The following is an 18,031-nucleotide window of genomic DNA, read 5'->3' on the forward strand; positions in this document are numbered from 1 at the left end:
GGGCGGGTCCTTCGATCGGCGATCAGATCATCGCCATGCCGCCGTTCACATGAAGCGTCTGGCCCGTCACGTAGGCCGCTTCATCGGACGAAAGATAGACGGCGGCCGCCGCGATCTCGTCGCCCGTGCCCAGACGGCCGGCAGGGATGTTCCTCAGGATGCCCTCGCGCTGCTGGTCGCTCAGCACGTCGGTCATGGGCGAGGTGATGAAGCCGGGGGCGATGCAGTTCACTGTGATGCCGCGTGAGCCGACCTCCTGGGCCAGCGACTTGGAGAAGCCGATCATGCCGGCCTTGGAGGCGGCATAGTTGGTCTGGCCGGCATTGCCGGTGACGCCGACCACCGAGGTGATGCCGATGATCCGGCCCGAACGGCGCTTCATCATCCCTTTCATGGCGGCGCGCGACAGGCGGAAATAGCTTTCCAGATTGACGGTCAGGACGGACTGGAAGTCCTCATCCTTCATCCGCATTAGCAGGCCGTCCTTGGTGATTCCGGCGTTGGCCACGAGGATATCGAGGCCTGCGCCCGCGGCCTCCTCGGCCCGGCCGATCAGGCCGTCGACCGAGTCAGGGTCCGACAGGTTGGCGGCGGCGACGAAGGCCCGCTCCCCCAGTTCGGCGGCGATCTCGCCCAGTACCGCCTCGCGCGTGCCGGAGAGGACAACCGTCGCCCCCTGGGCGTGCAGGGCGCGCGCGATGGCTCCGCCGATGCCGCCGGTCGCGCCGGTGACGAGGGCGGTCTTGCCGGTCAGGTTGAACATCAGATCCTCCGAAGATTCGCCCGGTCCGGGCGCTGCGTTTGCAAAAACAGATACAGGCCGCCGGCGATCAGGCCGAAGGCGAACGATGCGAGGTGGCCGGGCTTGATCCCGGCATGGTCGCTGACGAAGACATCAAGCGCGACACTGACGAGAACGCCGATCACCGCCGCCGCAAAGGCGATACCGGTGCGTGACAGGATCAGCAGACCAGCGCCACACAGCGCCAAATAGGCCTGGGACGCCCCCGAGATATAGGCGTCCGGCTGAAGCAGGGCGGCGGCCATCTGGCCCACGGCCCCGCCGACGAGGCCCAACGCGAGCACGGCGGCGGGGGACAGGTGCCGGGTCAGACCCGCCCCGACCAGGCCGATGACCGCGATGTTGAACAGCATGTGCGGAAACTTCACGTGCAGCCACTGGGACGCCAGCAGCTTCCAGCTATCGCCAAAGGTCAGCGTCTCGCCGAGAAAGGCCCCGTAGGCCGTCAGGTCGCGCGAATGCTGCTGCTGCCAGAGCGGCTGGCCGAGGCTGACGGCGACAACGGCCCACACCAGCAGGATGCTGGCAGCCCAGACCCAGATGGTCGCCGCAGCCCGGGTCACCCGGCTCAGGCCAGCGAAGCGGCGAAGGCCTCGATGTCCTCGGGGCTGTTCAACGCCAGGCTTTCCGCATCCGGAGCGATGCGTTTGGCCATGCCGGTCAGGACCTTGCCGGAGCCGATCTCGACGAAGCGGGTGACGCCGCTTTCGGTGGCCATCCACTCCATCGATTCGCGCCAGCGGACCCGGCCGGTGACCTGTTCGACCAGCAGACGGCGGATCGTGTCGGCGTCACGCTCGGGCCGGGCGGTCACATTGGCGACCACGGCGACGGACGGGGCCATAAGCGTCGCGGCGGACAGGGCCCCGGCCATCTCGTCGGCGGCGGGCTGCATCAGCGGACAGTGGAAGGGGGCCGAGACGTTCAGGGGGATGGCGCGGGCGCCCAGTTCCTTCGCCTTCTCGATGGCGCGGTCAACGGCGGCCTTCTCGCCCGAGATGACGACATTGCCATTGTTGTTGTCATTGGCGACGACGCAGACGCCGACCTCGGCTCCCGCGGCCGCGGCGGCCTCGGCGAGGGCCAGGTCCGTCTTCGGCCCGATCAGGGAGGCCATGGCCCCCTGCCCGACCGGCACCGCGCGCTGCATGGCCTGACCGCGCAGCTTCAGCAGCCGCGCCGTGTCGGTCAGGGACAAGGCCCCGACGGCGGCCAGGGCCGAATACTCGCCCAGCGAATGGCCGGCGACGAAACCGGCGCGATCAACGGCGACCCCGAACTCCTTGTCCAGCACCCGGATGACGGCCAGGGACACGGCCATCAGGGCCGGCTGGGCGTTCTCGGTCAGGGTCAGTTGATCCTCGGGTCCGTTGCGCATGAGGCCCGACAGATCCTGACCCAGCGCCTGATCCACCTCGGCGAAGACCTCGCGGGCGGATCCGAAGGCCTCGGCCAGCGCCGCGCCCATTCCAACCGCCTGGCTGCCTTGTCCGGGGAACAGGAGGGCGAGGGTCATGGGCGGGGTCCGTTGTCCGTTGGAAAGGGCGGAGCGTTAATCCGGTTGCGGTTCCGGTTCAACCGGACGCCGGTCCGGACCGCCCAGGCGGCTGCTCGATCGCCCCATTGTCGGCCATCAGATCCTCGGCGGCGTCGTTGGATGTCGCCACGGCCGGACTCGCTGGCCCCTGTTTCGCAGCAGGCGGCGTTCGCCGGGCCTTGCCCGACCCCGGATGAACGGCCTCGATGGCGTCCTCCCCCTCGCGACCGAACAGACTGCGGATGCGCAGATCGGTCTGCGGGAACGGCACCTCGATACCACTGGCATCCAGCGCGTCGGCGATCAGCCAGGTGTAGGCCGCGTGCATGGCCGCCGGGCGTTTGACGGCCTCCAGCGTCGGCCAGACCAGGAGCTCGAAATCCAGGCTCGAATCGCCGAACCCGATCAGCCAGACCTGACTCTTCCTCTGTTCCGTATCCGGCAGGGTGAAGGGATTGGCCCGGGCCGCCGCCAGCACCGCGTCGCGGACCGCCCCCCGGTCCGAGCCATAGGCGACGGAAAACGGGATGTGGATCCGGCGCGTGTCGCCCTTGAGCGTCCAGTTGGTGACCGGCCCCTCGATCAGGTGAGAGTTCGGGATCAGGACGTTGACGTTGTCGTTGGTGCGGACCCGTGTGGCGCGCGGCCCGATCTCCATGATCGCGCCCCGGACCCCGCCCTCCAGTTCGACATAATCACCGACCGAGATCATGCGATCGAAGATCAGAAACACGCCGGAGACGAACTCCTTGACCACGCCCTGCAGGCCGAGGCCGACACCGATGCCGATGGCCCCGGCGAAGACCGCCAGCGACGACAGGTTCAGGCCGGCGGCCGACAGGGCCAGCATGACCCCGGTGATGACGATCCCGTAGCCTGCCAGCTTTTCCAGCAGATACAGGGCCTGGGTGCTGCGGGCTGCCTTCGCCCGGGCGCGCCGCAGGGCCCGGGTGACCGCCCACTGCAGCACCAGGGCGACGGTCAGGATGATTGCGGCCGTCGCCAGGCCGCCGATCGTCAGGGTGGCCCCCGCCACCTCAAGGACCGGGGTCTCGTCGAGCTTGCCAATGTCCTGCATGCCACGATAGCGCCCGCTCACGGTGAAGGTTCCGGGGCGGTCACTGCGGATTGCCTTGCTCCCCGCGCCCTTTTCCCCTATACGCGCCCGCTTTCCAGGGCTTCGGTCCTGTGTGCGGAACACCAAAGGGTTCGGGAAGTCATTCCGGCCGCCGCTGCAGGATCCATCGTGGGACGGACTTACCCGGTCTGCCCGCGCCGATGCCCTCCAAGGGAGACGAACGAATGGCTCTTTACGAGCACACGGTCATGTCGCGCCAGGATATCAGCGCGCAACAGGCCGAAGCCCTCAATGACACCATCAAGGACCTGATCGTGGCCGGCGGTGGTTCCGTCGCCAAGATCGAGTACTGGGGCCTGCGCAACCTGACCTACCGGGTCAAGAAGAACCGCAAGGCGCACTACTCCCTGCTGGCCATCGACTGCCCTCCGCCCGCCATGGCCGAGGTCGAGCGTCAGCTCGGCATCAACGAGGACGTGCTGCGCTGGCTGACGGTCAAGGTCGAGGAACTCGATCTGGAGCTGTCGCCCCTGCTGGCCCGCCGTGAGCGCGAACGTGAGCGTGACCGCGAGCGCACGCCGCGTGAAGACGCCGACGTGGCCGCGTAAGGAGATCTGGACACATGACTGACACCACCTCCTCGCAAAACGTCCCCGGCACCCCTGCCGGCTCGGGCGGCTCCGGCCGTCGTCCCTTCTATCGTCGTCGCAAGGTCTGCCCGTTCTCGGGTGAGGGCGCGCCGAAGATCGACTACAAGGACGTCAAGCTGCTGCAGCGCTACATTTCCGAACGCGGCAAGATCGTGCCCTCGCGCATCACCGCCGTGTCCCAGATCAAGCAACGCGAACTGGCCAAGGCCATCAAGCGCGCCCGCTATCTGGCCCTCCTGCCCTATGTGGTGAAATAAGATGAAGGTCGTTCTGCTCGAACGCGTCGAGAACCTCGGCGCCATCGGCGACGTCGTCACCGTCAAGGATGGCTTCGCCCGTAACTTCCTGCTGCCGCGGGACAAGGCCCTTCGCGCCACGTCGAAGAACCTCGAGAAGTTCGAACTCGACCGCGTCGCCATCGAGGCCCGCAACGAGAAGAACAAGGCCGAGGCCCAGAAGGTCGCCGACAAGATCGACGGCCAGACCTACGTCCTGATCCGTCAGGCCGGCGAAACCGGCCAGCTGTACGGCTCGGTCGGCGGCCGTGACGTCATGGAGGCCATCCAGGCCGAGGGCGGCAAGGTCGAACGTTCGCAGATCGTGCTCAACACCGCGATCAAGACCCTGGGCGTTCACTCCGTGCCGGTTCGCCTGCACGCCGAGGTGTCGGCCACGATCTCGATGAACGTGGCCCGCTCGGCCGAAGAGGCCGAACGTCAGGCCAAGGGCGAGGACGTGATCAAGTCCGCCTATGAGGAAGACCGCAACGCGGCCGCCGAACAGGCCCGCGACATGGTCGAAGGCGGCGCAGGCCAGCAGGACGGTCTCGGCTCCGAAGCCTGAGATCGATCCGGACCCGGCTGATCCAGCCGGCCAGAAGCTTGAAGGGCGCGTCCTCGCGGACGCGCCCTTTTTGCTGTCCGGGCCCAGCGGATGTCAAAAATACAACAGACGCGCGACACCGGTCGACCTGTGCTTGACGGGACCAGTCCGGACACCCAGCTTGCAATACAACACGACGGATCAGGGTCTATGCGCATGAAATTTGCGCAAACTCGTCCGTGCGTCCGGTGCCCCGGCACCGGGATGCTGGATATTCGCCCCGCCGTCCCCCCGTGGGGCCGGCCTCTAGCCCCCGACAGGTCGCCATGATCCTCAGCTCCTCGAAATCGCTTCTCCTCGGCTTCGTCTCGGGGACCGTGCTCCTGGCGTGCCCGCACCCGACCTTCGCCCAGACCGCGCCCCAGCCGGATCAGACCACAGGTCTGGACGAGATCGTGGTCACCGGTGCCCGGGTTCAGCCCAGGTCCCGCCTCGACACCCTGGCCCCCGTCGATGTGATCTCCGCCGAGACCTTGCAGAACCGGGGCACCACCGAGTTCGCCGCCGCCCTGGCGCAGTCCGTCCCGTCCCTGACCTTTCAGCGTCCGGCCGTGACCGACGGCACGGACTCGATCCGGCCGGCGACCCTGCGCGGCCTGCAGCCCGACCAGACCCTGGTGCTCGTCAACTCCACCCGCCGGCACGCCTCGGCCCTCGTCAATGTGAACGGCTCGATCGGTCGCGGATCGGCAGCGGTGGATCTGAACACCATCCCCACGGCGGCGCTGGGTCAGGTCGAGGTCCTGCGCGACGGGGCCTCGGCACACTACGGATCGGACGCCATCGCCGGGGTGATCAACCTGCGCCTGAAGGAGGCTCGCGAAGGCGGCGGGGCCAGCGTCACCGTCGGCCAGTATTTCACCGAGGTGGAGACGGCCCGCGGCACGCGCGACGAGGAAGACGGCCAGACCGTCACCGGATCGCTCTGGCAGGGTTTCGGCCTCGGCGCGGACGGGTTCCTGACGGTGTCGGCCGAATATCTGCAGCGGGATCCGACCAATCGCTCCGACCTCGACCCCCGGGTCACGCCCAACCGCGTGACAGCGCGGTTCGGAGACCCTGAGGTCGATCAGTGGACCCTGTTCGCCAACGCAGGGGTGCCGCTGTCTGCTGGCTGGGAGGCCTATGGCTGGGCCGGCTACCAGAACCGCGACAGCGAAAGCGCGGCCTTCCCGCGCCTCGCCAACAACACCAACAATGTTGCGGCCATCTATCCCGACGGCTTCCTGCCCAAGATCGCTGTGGCCAGCGCGGACACCTCGGGGGCCCTGGGCGTGCGGGGGGAGCTCGGCGGCTGGGACGCGGATTTCAACATCGTCTATGGCCGCAATGCCCTGGAGTTCCGCACCGAGGAATCGCTGAATGCGACCTATGGGGCCCAGTCCCCGACCAGTTTCGATTCTGGCGAACTGATCTACGACCAGATCGTGGTCGGGGCAGACGTCACGCGCCAGTTCGAGGCCGGCCTGTCGGGCCCGATCAATCTGGCTCTGGGCGTGGAAGCGCGCCGGGAGGGCTATGAGATCGTGGCGGGCCAGCCCGAGAGCTATAACCGTGGCCCGCTGGGCGGAAACACCGCCCTCTCCGGCGGGGCCCAGGGCTTTCCCGGCTTCCAGCCCTCCAACGTCGTCGACGTCGATCGCGACGCCTTCGCGGCCTATGCCGATATCGAGATTCCCTTCACCGACAAGCTGACCGTGGCGGGCGCGGTGCGGATCGAGGACTATTCGGACTTCGGCGACGCCCAGACCGGCAAGCTCTCGGCCCGGTACGACTTCACCCCGAGCTTCGCCCTGCGCGGGTCGGTGTCGACCGGGTTCCGCGCGCCGTCGCTGCAGCAGTCGTTTTTCACCTCGACCTCCTCGGTGATCCAGAACGGCCAGGTGGTCGAGACCGGCACCTTCCCGGCGACGAGCCCGACGGCCGCGGTCCTGGGGGCCCGTCCACTGGAGCCCGAGACCTCGACCAATGTCTCGCTGGGGACCGTGATCCGCCTCGGGAATTTCGACGTTACCGTCGATGCCTACCAGATCGATATCGAGGACCAGATCGTGCTGTCCGAACTGATCAACCGGTCTTTCAGCCCGCAGGTGGCCAGCCTGCTGGACCCGCTGGGTATCCAGGCGGCGCGCTTCTTCCTGAACGGGGTGGAGACCACGACCTCGGGCATTGATGTGGTCGCCCGCTACCGGCTCCGGACCGTGACAGCGGGGGATTTCGACTTCACCCTGGCGGGCAATGTCAACGATGTGGAGGTGACGTCCGTGCCGACATCCTCGTCGGTTCTGAGCCCCACGCCGGTGCTCTTCGCCCGCAGCCGGGTGGAGACCTTCCAGCTTGGAACGCCGGATACCAAGGTCTCGGCCTCGGTGGACTGGACCCTGGGGCCGGTGTCGGCCACGGCCCGGGCGACCTACTACGGCGATGTGATCCAGCCCGGCACGACGGCGGCCAGCGACATCTCGACCGGCGACAACACCCTGATCGATCTGGAGGGCCGCTATGCCTTCAGCGACCGGGTCAGCCTGGCCGTCGGGGTCGACAATGTTCTCGACGAATATCCGGATGCCACGCCCGCCACCCTGAATGCCAGCGGTGTGACCGCCTTCACCAGCTATTCGCCCTACGGCTTCAATGGCCGCTATGCCTATGCGCGCGTGGCTGTGACCTGGTGATGATGCGGGGGCGTGGCCTGACCGGCCGCGCCCCCGCTGCCGCCATTATTTCGCCTGCAAGCGCGGCTGTTCTTCCGTGGAGGGAGATTTGCCATGAAGCGACACGCATCGACGGCGGCGATCATCGCCGCCATCAGCCTGACGGCGGTCCTGCCCGCCGCGGCCCAGACCCGGACCCTCGACACCTTCGTGACCGAGGCCAACCGCGTGCCGCTGAACCCGACCGCCATGCTGCGCTCGGACGGGCGCCGGCTGGCGGGGGAGTTCCGGGCATCGCTGGACACCGTTCGCACCGAGGTTCGCACTGCCCGTGCAGCCGGTCGCACTCCGCCCGCCTGCCCGGCCGGAAAGGTCGAGGTGAACCCGCAGGAGCTGCTGCGTTTCCTCAACGCCATCCCCCAGGCCGAGCGGGTCCGCATGACGCCGACCGACGGCATCCGCACCTGGCTGGCGTCGCGCTACCCCTGCCCGGCGGCCTGAGGACCGCCCTCGCCTGAACTGATCCGTCTGGGGATTTTCCAGCGGTCCACAGACGGACCCAATCGATCCCCCGTATCGACGGCGCCGGCCCCTGTCGCAGGGGGCTACGACGGGTATGCGTTAACCCGATGAACGCCTTTGCTCCCTTCGCTTCCTCCGAGTCCTTTGGCGCGGTCCCGATCCCGTCGCTGCCGCACAATCTCGAGGCCGAGCAGGCGCTGCTGGGGGCCCTTATGTTCGACAACGCCATCTTCGAGCGTTTGTCCGAGCGTCTGCGCGGCTCGCACTTCTACGAGCCCTTCCATCAGCGGCTGTACGACGCGATCGAGGACCATATCCGCCAGGGTCTGCTGGCCGAGCCGACCATCCTGATGGAACGGTTCAAACAGGACCCCGCCTTCGCCGAGTTTGGAGGCCTGCGCTATCTGGCCGACCTGATGGACCGGGCCCCCCCGGGGGCCAATGCGCCCGACTATGCCCGCGTCGTTTATGACCTGGCCCTGCGCCGCGACCTGATCCGGATCGGGGGCGAGATCGTCAAACAGGCCCCCGATCCAGAGACCCGGGCGATCGACCAGATCGAACAGGCCGAACTGACCCTGTATTCGCTGGCCGAGACCGGGGCCCCCTCCTCCGGCTTCGTCAGCTTCTCGACCGCCCTGGCCGGGGCCGTGCAGATGGCCGGAGAGGCCTATCAGCGCGACGGCAAGCTGGCCGGTCTGGCCACCCATCTGGACGATCTGGACCAGAAGCTGGGCGGCATGCACCCGTCCGACCTGCTGATCCTCGCCGGCCGGCCTTCCATGGGCAAGACGGCGCTGGCGACCAACATCGCCTTCAACGTCGCCCGCAACTACCGTTGGGAGCCGACGCCGGATGGCCGGAAGACCGTCAGCGGCGGCGTGGTGGCCTTCTTCTCGCTGGAAATGAGCGCCGAACAGCTGGCCATGCGGATCCTCGCCGATGCGTCGGGCGTGTCGTCCGACCGGCTGCGGAAGGGCGAGATCGACGCCAGTGACTTCGGCAAGGTGCGCGACGCGGCCATCGAGATCGGCGAGAGCCCCCTGTACATCGACGCCACCGGCGGCCTGGCCATCTCCAAGCTGGCCGCCCGGGCGCGGCGGCTGAAGCGGATGGAACAGGGTCTGGACCTGATCATCGTCGACTACCTGCAGCTGATCACCGTCGGCGAGGGCAATGGCAACAAGAACCGGGTGCAGGAGGTGTCGGAGATCACCGGCGGCCTGAAGGCCCTGGCCAAGGAGCTGAACGTGCCCATCATCGCCCTGTCGCAGCTGTCGCGTCAGGTCGAGAACCGCGAGGACAAACGGCCCCAGCTGTCCGACCTGCGCGAATCCGGCTCGATCGAGCAGGACGCCGACTGCGTCATGTTCGTCTATCGCGAGAGCTACTACCTCGGCCGGACCGAGCCGCGCGAGGGGACCGAAGAGCATCTGAAGTGGCAGGAGGACATGGACATCCTGCAGCACCAGGCCGAGGTCGTGATCGGCAAGCAACGCCACGGCCCGATCGGCATCGTCAAGCTCAGCTTCGACGCCGACACCACCCGGTTCGGCAACCTGGCCCGGGACGGCCGCTACGGCTCCAGCTTCGCCGATATCCCCGAATAGCGGGCGGCCATCCGGGGCATGGTGACGCGAAACCGGGGATCATGGCCCTCCCCGGCCGACACGGACTTTCAAGCGCCATCGCCGTGCGCTAATCGCACGGGATGGCCTCTCCCCTCGACGCGACTCCCGATCCGCTCCTGACGTTTGAACCCCACCGCAAGGTCACCGTGCGCGAGGCGTTCGGCATCGATTCCGACATGGTCGTGCCGATGTTCGACACCGTCGACAGCCATGTGCCCGAGGTGGACCCCGCCTACCGGTTCGATCCCCAGACGACCCTGGCCATCTGCGCCGGCTTCGCCCACGACCGCCGGGTGATGGTCCAGGGCTATCACGGCACCGGCAAGTCGACCCATATCGAACAGGTCGCCGCCAAGCTGAACTGGCCGACCGTGCGGGTGAACCTGGACAGCCACGTCAGCCGCATCGATCTGGTCGGCAAGGACGCCATCGTCCTGAAGGACGGCAAACAGATCACCGAGTTCCGCGAGGGCATGCTGCCCTGGGCCCTGCAGCGCCCGATCGCCCTGGTGTTCGACGAGTACGACGCCGGCCGCCCCGATGTGATGTTCGTGATCCAGCGCGTGCTGGAGGCCCAGGGTCGCCTGACCCTGCTGGACCAGAACCGCGTCATCCGGCCCAACAAGTGGTTCCGCCTGTTCGCCACGACCAACACCATCGGTCTGGGCGACACCAGTGGCCTGTATCACGGCACCCAGCAGATCAATCAGGGCCAGATGGACCGCTGGAACATCGTGGTCACCCTGAACTACCTCGACCATGACGTGGAGGCCGAGATCGTCGCCGCCAAGGCCCCGGAATGGGCCACGGCCGACGGCAGGCGGGCGATCGCCGCCATGGTCCGCGTCGCCGACATGACCCGCAACGCCTTCATGAACGGCGACATCTCGACCGTCATGTCGCCCCGGACGGTGATCACCTGGGCCCAGAACGCCACCATCTTCGGCGGCGACCTCGGCCTGTCGTTCCGCCTGACCTTCCTGAACAAGTGCGACGAGCTGGAGCGGCCGACGATCGCGGAGTTCTACCAGCGGGCGTTCGGGGAGGATCTGCCGGAGGCGGCGACGCGGGTGAAGGTGGGGTAGGCGCGCCTATGCATCCCTACGCCGCCCTCGGCGTGATCATCGCCAACGCCTCGCCCATCTTCGCGCGCTGAACCCGCAGGTCGTAGCTCTGCTGCAGGTTCAGGAAGAATCCCTCGCTCATTCCCCAGTAGCGGGCCAGACGCAGGTCGGTGTCGGCGGTGATGGCCCGCTTGCCGAGGACGATTTCGTTGATCCGGCGCGGCGGCACGCCGATGGCGTTGGCGAGCGCGGTCTGGCTCAGGCCCGCTGGCAGGATGAACTCCTCCAGCAGGATCTCGCCCGGCGTGACCGGATCCATCACGTCCTCAGTGATAGTCGCAGATCTCGACATCCTCCGCACCTCCATCGGTCCAGCGGAAACAGATCCGCCACTGCTGATTGATCCGGATCGAGTGCTGACCCTGCCGGTTCCCTACCAGGGCCTCCAGCCGATTGCCCGGGGGCAGCCTCGGATCATCCAGACGGCCGGCCGCATCGATCAGTTCAAGTTTCCGCTGCGCGGACCGGCGAATGTCCTGCGGGAACGGCGTGACGCACGCCCGGCCCAGAACCGCTCCGTCTCACGATCGCGAAAGCTCCGGATCATGAGCCGGAGCTATAACGCATAACGTTACGAGGGTCATTTTTCGGTCTAGCAGGCATTGCTTGCCCACATCCCCCGGTTGACCGCTCCTTAAGGCCCTGTGGTTAAGCTTACCCGCAGTAGCGTTTTTTGCGGGCCGGCATGAGTTATTCGAGCGAGTACGTACGGGCCTATGCGGGCCAGTACCGGGACATGTTCGCTGTCCGCATCGCCTCCATCGTCGCCATCGTGGCCCTCATCGCCTGGTTGAAGGGACCGGTGTGGGCGGCGGGCTTCGGCGTCGTCCAGCTGGCCCTGTACAGCGTGCTCTGGACCGTCGTGAGCCGGGCGCGGACAGCCCCCGATCGCCCGGCCGCCGGCCTGACGCTGAAGCGGTCGACCGAACTCATCACCTTCCTGCTGGCCAGCCACAATGCGGTCTTCGTGTTCGCCGCATGGCAGACGGACGTCATCCGCCTGCCACCCCTGCTGCTGCTGCTCGTCGGCAATCTGGTGGTCGGGGCCCTGCAGGTGCATATGAGCCGCCTCAGCTTCGCCGTCGCCGTGATCCCGCCTTCGCTCCTCATCGGCCTGATCGCCTGGCACGAGGCGGCTTCGGATCCGGTTCTGCTCGGCAGCACGGCGCTGTTCGTGGTCGGCGTCGTTGCGGCCGCCTCGCGTCAGGCGCTCAGCGATCGCCAGACGGTCGATCTGGTCGTCGATCTGACCGCGCGGTCCGAGGCTCTGGAACGCGCGCTTCAGGACGCCGAAGGCCAGCGCGTGGCCGCCGAACGCGCCAACCAGACCAAGTCCCGCTTCCTCGCCATGATCAGTCATGATGTGCGCACGCCGCTGAACGTCATCCTCGGCATCACCGAGGTGCTGAAACGCCGCAAACGGCCCGCTGCCGAGGCCGGAATGATCACCGACATGGCCGACGCCGGCGGGCTGCTGATGCGTCTGCTGAACGGGGCGCTGGACCTGTCCCGGATCGAGTCCGGCCAGGTCGATGTCCGTCTGGCCCCCGTCGATATCCGCGCCCGGGTCGAAGCGGTCGCGCGGGTCTGGCGGACGCAGGCCGGGGAACAGGGTCTGACCTTGACGGTCCAGTGCGACGGGGCCCCGGAGCATTTCCGCGTCCTGACCGACGAGGCCCGGATCGAACAAGTCCTGATCAACCTGCTGTCGAACGCGCTGAAGATGACCCCCTCGGGCACCGTCGCCATCGTGGTCCGGGCGCGTCCGGGGGCCTCAGGGGCGATCGACCTGACCTTCGAGGTCCATGATCAGGGCCCCGGGGTGCCCGAAGACCAGCGCGAGCGCATCTTTCAGCCGTTCGAACAGCTGGAGGACGGCCGCAGCGCCGGCGGAGCGGGTCTGGGCCTCGCCATCTGCCGTGCGAGTGTCCGGGCGCTGGGCGGCACGCTTGGTGTGCGTGATGCAAAGCCCCGGGGTTCGATCTTCTGGTTCCGGATTTCCGCCCCATCCGCCACGGACGCCAGCCCGCAGCCCGACACGGCTCCGGCCGATGCCGGCCCCCGCCTGTCGGTGCTGGCGGCCGAGGACCATCCCGCCAACCGCAAGCTGCTCAGCTTGCTGCTGCCGAACTTCGGCGTGGATCTGACCCTCGTCGAGAACGGGGCCGAAGCGGTCGCCGCCGTCGCGTCCGGCAAGTTCGATCTCGTGCTGATGGACGCGATGATGCCGGTCATGGACGGGGTCGAGGCCGTCCGGACCATCCGCGCCGAAGAGGCCGCATCGGGCCGGTCCCGGCGTCTGATCAACATGCTGACAGCCAACGTCTTCGAGGAAGACATCGCGCGCTATATGGCGGCCGGGGCGGACGGGGTGCTGAAAAAGCCGATCGACCTGCCGGCGCTTCACGCGGTTCTGGGCGAGGCAGCGGCGGCCAGAATGCGCCGCTAGCAGACGTCTCCGGCCAGCGATGTCTGCCACCAGATACGGCTCACCTCGCGCCGCTGCTCCCCGGTCGAGTCACCCTGTGTAGATGCCGGTCGTGCTCGGATAGCTGGTGGTAATGATGTCCTCCAGCTCGACCGGCCACTCAAGCGTGGTCTCCGAGATCTTGCGAAACAGGACTGCCGACGCGCCATACGAAAGATAGTCCATCCCATAGGCGCAAGCGGCGTGGAGGTGGCGGGGCACCATGTACACGGGGTCGCCCATGTGGGCTTCGATGATTTCAAATCCGGTCGCCGGGTTAAAAAGCGCACGCCATGCCTGGTCGGAAAAGCGCCAGAAATCCCACGGCGCATCGTGCAGCGGCCAGCCCTGGTGGGTCATGAAGAAACCAACCGCACCGACGTTCAGGATCCGGTTCATCTCGATCGCCAGCTTCCACGGCATGAGGATGTGTTCAAGAACCGAGACAGAGAGAACAGCATCAAATCGTTGATCCGGAAACAGCTTGCTCAGCCTGTGGGCATCGCCGACGACGTCCACGTTCTCACCGTCGAGCACATCCAGCCCCGTATAGGTCCAGCCAGCGGGGGTCATCTCACGACGGCTGAAGCCACTGCGCGCCCGTGACCCAATTTCCAGAAGTGCACCGGTTTTCGGAAGAGCTTCAAAAAAGCGCGGATAGAGCCCGTGGGCGAGGTCGACGGTCGAATACAACTGCCCGATTGCTTCCTGACCCACGTGGAGTTCCGCATTGTAGGGCGTGATGCTCGAATACGCTGATCGCAGGTGAAAACGGGCGATCAGGCCGTCACGGACAGTGGGGACCTCAATTATCTGACCATCATCCAGATGCAGCGTTAATTTGGTGGCCGCGGTTTCAACCCACCCTGCAAGACTCAGCTGGCCGTCAAACGCCGTGAATATCTCGATCTGGTACTTCATGGATGGCTAGCCCTGGCTATCTGATACGCGCCAATCGATAGCATCCATCGAAGCGAATCAACCTGCAGTATTGACCCCTAGCTGTCCCTCTCGATCCGCCTGTCCGGGATCAGTCCCCCGACCACCCAGCTGCACAGGCCGGTCACGATCGCCGCCCCGACGCCGGCCCACAGACCGTCGACGACGAAGCCGCCCAGCAGGCTGGCCACCAGCCCGATCATGGCGGCGTTCACCACCAGCAGGAACAGACCCAAGGTGATCACCGTCAGCGGGAAGGTGATGAACACCAGAATGGGCCGCACCACGGCATTGACCAGCCCCAGCAACACGGCGGCGGCGACCAGGGATCCGGTCGACAGAAAGCCGACCCCCGGAACCAGATACGCCGAAAGCCACAGGCCCAGCGCCGTCACCACGGCCTGAAGGACAAATCTCACCATTCCCGCACCGCTCCCGCTTTCACCCCGTTTCGGTGCAGATATCGGCCTGCAACCGCCGCGCTGCAACCACAGGCCTTGCGGAACCGCAGCGATTGGTATGCGCTATTCCGGAAGCCTCCCCGGCTCTCCCCTTCTGAAGGACATCCCATGACCGACCAACGTATTGAAGGTGCCGCCAACGGTGCCAGCGGCAAGATCAAGAGCGGCCTCGGCAATCTGACCGGCGACACGAAGCTGCAGCTCGAGGGCAAGTTCGACGAGGTGAAGGGCAAGGCGCTCGACACCTACGGCCGTGCCATCGACAAGCTGGAGTCCCTGTCCGACCGCGCCCCCGCCGACCTGCGCGAGCCGGTCCGCACGGGCCTCGACTTCGCGCGCCGCAAGCCGCTGCTGACCACCGGCATCCTCGCCGGTCTGGTCTTCCTGATCGCCGGCTCGGGCCGCCGCCGCTACTAGGCGCTTCCAGACCGCACAAACGAAAGGCCCGGGATCGCTCCCGGGCCTTTTTTATTCCTCCCCCATCGGGGAGGTGTCACGAAGCGAAGCGGAGTGACGGAGGGGGCTCACTCCAGACTCCGTGTCTGCGGTTAGCCCCCTCCACCACTTCGTGGTCCCCCTCCCCCGATGGGGGAGGATTTTTGACTACACCGCCACCCCGTCCACCGTCTCCTTGGCCGGCGCGCCCGCGGTCGGGGTGATGTCGAAGACGATCTTGCCGTCTTTCAGCGCCACCTTCACATGGCCGCCGCGCGTCAGACGTCCGAACAGGATGTCGTCGGCCAGGGGCTTCTTGATGTTCTCCTGGATGACCCGGCCCAGCGGGCGCGCGCCATACAGTTCGTCGAAGCCGTTCTTGGCCAGCCAATCGGCCGCGTCGTCGGTCAGTTCGATGGTGATGTTGCGGTCCGCCAGCTGGGCTTCCAGCTGAAGCACGAACTTGGTCACCACCTGACGGATCACCTCGGGCTGCAGGGCCTTGAAGCTGACCACGGCGTCCAGACGGTTCCTGAACTCCGGCGCGAACAGGCGCTGGATGGCCTTTTCGTCCTCGCCCTCGACCTTGCCACGGCCGAAGCCGATCGAGGCCCGGGCGTTGTCGGCGGCCCCCGCATTGGTGGTCATGATCAGGACCACGTTGCGGAAGTCGACCTTCTTGCCCACCGCATCGGTCAGCATCCCGTTATCCATCACCTGGAGCAGGATGTTGTAGACGTCCGGGTGGGCCTTCTCGATCTCGTCCAGCAGGACGACAGCGTGCGGATGCTGGTCGACAGCGTCGGTCAGCAGGCCGCCCTGGTCATGGCCGACATAGCCGGGAGGGGCCCCGATCAGCCGGCTGACCGTGTGCCGCTCCATGTACTCGGACATGTCGAAGCGCAGCATCTCGATGCCGAGGGTGGAGGCCAGCTGTTTGGCCACCTCGGTCTTGCCCACGCCGGTGGGGCCGGCGAACAGGAAGGAGCCGATGGGCTTTTGCGGATCGCGCAGGCCGGCGCGGGCCAGCTTCATGGCCGAGGCGACCTGTTCGATGGCTGCATCCTGACCGAAGACGGCGCGGTTCAGGTCCTTCTGAAGCTCGCGCAGGCCCTCGGTGTCGGACTTGCTGACCGACTTCGGCGGGATGCGGGCCATCTTGGCCACGACGGCCTCGACCTCCTTCTGGCCGATCACCTTCTTCCGCTTCGATTCCGGCAGCAGCATCTGCGACGCCCCCGCCTCGTCGATCACGTCGATCGCCTTGTCCGGCAGTTTGCGGTCGGTCATGTAGCGGGCCGACAGTTCGACCGCAGAGCGGATGGCCCCGTCGGTGTAGCGCAGCTTGTGGTGGCCTTCGTAGGCGGTCTTGAGCCCTTTCAGGATCTTGACCGTGTCCTCCACCGTCGGCTCGTTGACGTCGATCTTCTGGAAGCGCCGGACCAGGGCCCGGTCCTTCTCGAAATGCTGGCGGTATTCCTTGTAGGTCGTCGAGCCCATGCAGCGCAGGCTGCCAGAGGCGAGCGCCGGCTTCAGCAGGTTGGACGCATCCATGGCACCGCCCGAGGTCGCCCCCGCGCCGATCACCGTATGGATCTCGTCGATGAACAGGATGGCGTCCTCGTGGGTCTCCAGTTCCTTGACGACCTGCTTCAGCCGCTCCTCGAAGTCGCCGCGATAGCGGGTTCCGGCCAGCAGCGCCCCCATGTCGAGGCTGTAGATGGTCGCGCCCTTCAGCACGTCCGGCACCTCGCCATTGACGATCTTGCGGGCGAGGCCCTCGGCGATCGCGGTCTTGCCGACGCCGGGCTCGCCGACCAGCAGCGGGTTGTTCTTGGTCCGGCGGCACAGGATCTGGATCGAGCGATCGACCTCGGCCTGGCGGCCGATCAGCGGGTCGATCTTGCCGTTCTTGGACTTCTCGTTGAGGTCGACGCAATAAGCCTCCAGCGCCTCACCGCCCGACTTGGCGGCCGCCGAATCCTCGGCCTCCTCGGGCGACGGACCACCGGCGACCTTGGGCGGACGCGCCTCGCCGCCGTTCTTCTTGGCGATGCCGTGGGCGATGAAGTTGACCGCGTCATAGCGGGTCATGTCCTGCTCCTGCAGGAAATAGGCAGCGTGGCTCTCGCGCTCGCTGAAGATCGCGACCAGCACGTTCGCGCCGGAGACCTCCTCGCGGCCCGAGGACTGGACGTGGATGACCGCGCGCTGGATCACGCGCTGAAAGCCGGCGGTCGGCTTGGCGTCCTCGCCGTCGGAGGTGGCGAGCGCGGCGAGATCGGTGTCGACGTACAGGGTCAGGGCGGTCTTCAGCGCGACCAGTTCAACGTTGCAGGCCTTCATCACCGCCGAGGCGTCGGCGTCATCGACGAGGGCCAGCAGCAGGTGTTCGAGCGTCGCATACTCGTGGCGGCGTTCATTGGCGTAGGAGACCGCGCGATGCAGGGTCTCTTCGAGAGGACGTGAAAACGAGGGCATGGGGAGATCCTCTCAGTCTTTTTCCATAGTGCATTGCAGCGGATGCTGGTGACGGCGCGCCGTCTCGACCACCTGGGCGACCTTGGTTTCGGCCACTTCGTAGGTGAAGACGCCGCACACCCCGACGCCATGCTGGTGCACATGCAGCATGATGCGGGTCGCGTCCTCGCGGCTCTTCTGGAAGAACCGCTCCAGCACATAGACGACGAATTCCATCGGCGTGTAGTCGTCGTTCAGGATCAGCACCCGATAGAGCGAGGGCTTCTGAAGCTTGGGCTTTGTCTCGGTGATGGTGGCAGCCCCCTGGCCGCCCCCGTTCTGTTCACCTGGCCTTCTTGACGGCATTCGTGTTCCGGTTGGGAGTGTGA

Annotated in this window: 19 protein-coding genes; 9 read left to right on the plus strand and 10 right to left on the minus strand. The window is 66.6% G+C overall.

Going from position 1 to position 18,031, the window contains the following annotated elements:
- Positions 1-22 precede the first annotated feature (22 nt).
- The 4 genes from fabG to SJY26_RS14195 are packed head-to-tail and all read right to left on the minus strand — an operon-like array spanning position 23 to position 3,438.
- The gene (fabG, locus tag SJY26_RS14180) at positions 23-763 is read right to left on the minus strand and encodes a 3-oxoacyl-[acyl-carrier-protein] reductase (protein WP_396593650.1); all 741 of its coding nucleotides are present in this window, start codon (positions 761-763) and stop codon (positions 23-25) included.
- The gene (locus SJY26_RS14185) at positions 763-1,365 is read right to left on the minus strand and encodes a rhomboid family intramembrane serine protease (RefSeq protein ID WP_396593651.1); all 603 of its coding nucleotides are present in this window, start codon (positions 1,363-1,365) and stop codon (positions 763-765) included. The genes fabG and SJY26_RS14185 overlap by 1 nt, the downstream gene beginning before the upstream one ends.
- 5 nt (positions 1,366-1,370) lie before the next feature.
- Entirely contained in the window at positions 1,371-2,318 is a 948-nt protein-coding gene (fabD, locus tag SJY26_RS14190; protein WP_396593652.1) for an ACP S-malonyltransferase, read from the minus strand.
- Between the two features lie 58 nt (positions 2,319-2,376).
- Positions 2,377-3,438: a mechanosensitive ion channel family protein gene (locus SJY26_RS14195; protein WP_396593653.1), complete on the minus strand. Its 1,062-nt coding sequence runs from the start codon at positions 3,436-3,438 to the stop codon at positions 2,377-2,379.
- 203 nt (positions 3,439-3,641) lie between these two features.
- Between SJY26_RS14195 and rpsF the strand changes: the two genes are divergently transcribed.
- From rpsF to cobS, 7 genes are all read left to right on the plus strand, one after another.
- On the plus strand, positions 3,642-4,025 hold the full coding sequence (gene rpsF / locus SJY26_RS14200) for a 30S ribosomal protein S6 (protein WP_396593654.1): 384 nt from the start codon (positions 3,642-3,644) through the stop codon (positions 4,023-4,025).
- Between the two features lie 14 nt (positions 4,026-4,039).
- Positions 4,040-4,324 (plus strand): 30S ribosomal protein S18, encoded by a 285-nt coding sequence (rpsR, locus tag SJY26_RS14205; protein WP_396593655.1) that lies wholly within the window; start codon positions 4,040-4,042, stop codon positions 4,322-4,324.
- Between the two features lies 1 nt (position 4,325).
- A complete protein-coding gene (gene rplI, locus SJY26_RS14210; RefSeq protein ID WP_396593656.1) occupies positions 4,326-4,910 on the plus strand; it encodes a 50S ribosomal protein L9 in 585 nt (194 codons plus the stop codon).
- Between the two features lie 305 nt (positions 4,911-5,215).
- Positions 5,216-7,624, plus strand: a complete 2,409-nt coding sequence (locus SJY26_RS14215; protein WP_396593657.1) for a TonB-dependent receptor plug domain-containing protein — start codon at positions 5,216-5,218, stop codon at positions 7,622-7,624.
- Positions 7,625-7,717: 93 nt separating this feature from the next.
- A complete protein-coding gene (locus tag SJY26_RS14220) occupies positions 7,718-8,104 on the plus strand; it encodes a hypothetical protein (protein WP_396593658.1) in 387 nt (128 codons plus the stop codon).
- 128 nt (positions 8,105-8,232) lie between these two features.
- Positions 8,233-9,735 carry a replicative DNA helicase gene (locus SJY26_RS14225; protein ID WP_396593659.1) on the plus strand — a complete coding sequence of 501 codons (1,503 nt, stop codon included), beginning with the start codon at positions 8,233-8,235 and terminating at the stop codon, positions 9,733-9,735.
- Positions 9,736-9,836: 101 nt separating this feature from the next.
- A complete protein-coding gene (gene cobS, locus SJY26_RS14230; RefSeq protein WP_396593660.1) occupies positions 9,837-10,841 on the plus strand; it encodes a cobaltochelatase subunit CobS in 1,005 nt (334 codons plus the stop codon).
- A 16-nt stretch (positions 10,842-10,857) separates the two neighbouring features.
- On the opposite strand, the gene SJY26_RS14235 is transcribed toward cobS, so the two are convergent.
- Together SJY26_RS14235 and SJY26_RS14240 are read right to left on the minus strand one after the other, a co-directional pair.
- Complete coding sequence (locus SJY26_RS14235) at positions 10,858-11,172, minus strand: HigA family addiction module antitoxin (protein WP_396593661.1); 315 nt, start codon at positions 11,170-11,172, stop codon at positions 10,858-10,860.
- Positions 11,147-11,389 (minus strand): type II toxin-antitoxin system RelE/ParE family toxin, encoded by a 243-nt coding sequence (locus SJY26_RS14240; protein WP_396595771.1) that lies wholly within the window; start codon positions 11,387-11,389, stop codon positions 11,147-11,149. The genes SJY26_RS14235 and SJY26_RS14240 overlap by 26 nt, the downstream gene beginning before the upstream one ends.
- Before the next feature lie 176 nt (positions 11,390-11,565).
- On the opposite strand from SJY26_RS14240, the gene SJY26_RS14245 reads away from it, so the two are divergent.
- A complete protein-coding gene (locus SJY26_RS14245) occupies positions 11,566-13,329 on the plus strand; it encodes a hybrid sensor histidine kinase/response regulator (RefSeq protein ID WP_396593662.1) in 1,764 nt (587 codons plus the stop codon).
- A gap of 69 nt (positions 13,330-13,398) precedes the next feature.
- On the opposite strand, the gene SJY26_RS14250 is transcribed toward SJY26_RS14245, so the two are convergent.
- A complete protein-coding gene (locus SJY26_RS14250) occupies positions 13,399-14,268 on the minus strand; it encodes a methyltransferase domain-containing protein (protein WP_396593663.1) in 870 nt (289 codons plus the stop codon).
- Between the two features lie 77 nt (positions 14,269-14,345).
- Positions 14,346-14,708, minus strand: a complete 363-nt coding sequence (locus SJY26_RS14255; protein ID WP_396593664.1) for a phage holin family protein — start codon at positions 14,706-14,708, stop codon at positions 14,346-14,348.
- 147 nt (positions 14,709-14,855) lie between these two features.
- Here SJY26_RS14255 and SJY26_RS14260 point away from each other — a divergent pair, with 147 nt between their 5' ends.
- Complete coding sequence (locus SJY26_RS14260) at positions 14,856-15,164, plus strand: CsbD family protein (protein WP_396593665.1); 309 nt, start codon at positions 14,856-14,858, stop codon at positions 15,162-15,164.
- A 186-nt stretch (positions 15,165-15,350) separates the two neighbouring features.
- Here SJY26_RS14260 and clpA read toward each other — a convergent pair whose 3' ends face one another.
- Both clpA and clpS read right to left on the minus strand, forming a co-directional pair.
- Positions 15,351-17,663, minus strand: a complete 2,313-nt coding sequence (gene clpA / locus SJY26_RS14265) for an ATP-dependent Clp protease ATP-binding subunit ClpA (RefSeq protein WP_396593666.1) — start codon at positions 17,661-17,663, stop codon at positions 15,351-15,353.
- Between the two features lie 12 nt (positions 17,664-17,675).
- Positions 17,676-18,008 (minus strand): ATP-dependent Clp protease adapter ClpS, encoded by a 333-nt coding sequence (gene clpS, locus SJY26_RS14270; protein WP_305640894.1) that lies wholly within the window; start codon positions 18,006-18,008, stop codon positions 17,676-17,678.
- Positions 18,009-18,031: the final 23 nt, after the last annotated feature.

The organism is Brevundimonas sp. R86498, from assembly GCF_044598075.1.
Lineage (GTDB): Bacteria > Pseudomonadota > Alphaproteobacteria > Caulobacterales > Caulobacteraceae > Brevundimonas.

Bases quoted from the DNA above. Each gene is read 5' to 3' on its own strand.
- SJY26_RS14215 (WP_396593657.1), top strand. From the start codon at position 5,216: ATGATCCTCAGCTCCTCGAAATCGCTTCTCCTCGGCTTCGTCTCGGGG.
- SJY26_RS14235 (WP_396593661.1), bottom strand. From the start codon at position 11,172: ATGTCGAGATCTGCGACTATCACTGAGGACGTGATGGATCCGGTCACG.
- clpS (WP_305640894.1), bottom strand. From the start codon at position 18,008: ATGCCGTCAAGAAGGCCAGGTGAACAGAACGGGGGCGGCCAGGGGGCT.
- fabG (WP_396593650.1), bottom strand. From the start codon at position 763: ATGTTCAACCTGACCGGCAAGACCGCCCTCGTCACCGGCGCGACCGGC.
- rplI (WP_396593656.1), top strand. From the start codon at position 4,326: ATGAAGGTCGTTCTGCTCGAACGCGTCGAGAACCTCGGCGCCATCGGC.
- rpsF (WP_396593654.1), top strand. From the start codon at position 3,642: ATGGCTCTTTACGAGCACACGGTCATGTCGCGCCAGGATATCAGCGCG.
- SJY26_RS14245 (WP_396593662.1), top strand. From the start codon at position 11,566: ATGAGTTATTCGAGCGAGTACGTACGGGCCTATGCGGGCCAGTACCGG.
- SJY26_RS14260 (WP_396593665.1), top strand. From the start codon at position 14,856: ATGACCGACCAACGTATTGAAGGTGCCGCCAACGGTGCCAGCGGCAAG.
- cobS (WP_396593660.1), top strand. From the start codon at position 9,837: ATGGCCTCTCCCCTCGACGCGACTCCCGATCCGCTCCTGACGTTTGAA.
- clpA (WP_396593666.1), bottom strand. From the start codon at position 17,663: ATGCCCTCGTTTTCACGTCCTCTCGAAGAGACCCTGCATCGCGCGGTC.
- SJY26_RS14220 (WP_396593658.1), top strand. From the start codon at position 7,718: ATGAAGCGACACGCATCGACGGCGGCGATCATCGCCGCCATCAGCCTG.
- SJY26_RS14255 (WP_396593664.1), bottom strand. From the start codon at position 14,708: ATGGTGAGATTTGTCCTTCAGGCCGTGGTGACGGCGCTGGGCCTGTGG.
- SJY26_RS14225 (WP_396593659.1), top strand. From the start codon at position 8,233: ATGAACGCCTTTGCTCCCTTCGCTTCCTCCGAGTCCTTTGGCGCGGTC.
- rpsR (WP_396593655.1), top strand. From the start codon at position 4,040: ATGACTGACACCACCTCCTCGCAAAACGTCCCCGGCACCCCTGCCGGC.
- SJY26_RS14250 (WP_396593663.1), bottom strand. From the start codon at position 14,268: ATGAAGTACCAGATCGAGATATTCACGGCGTTTGACGGCCAGCTGAGT.
- fabD (WP_396593652.1), bottom strand. From the start codon at position 2,318: ATGACCCTCGCCCTCCTGTTCCCCGGACAAGGCAGCCAGGCGGTTGGA.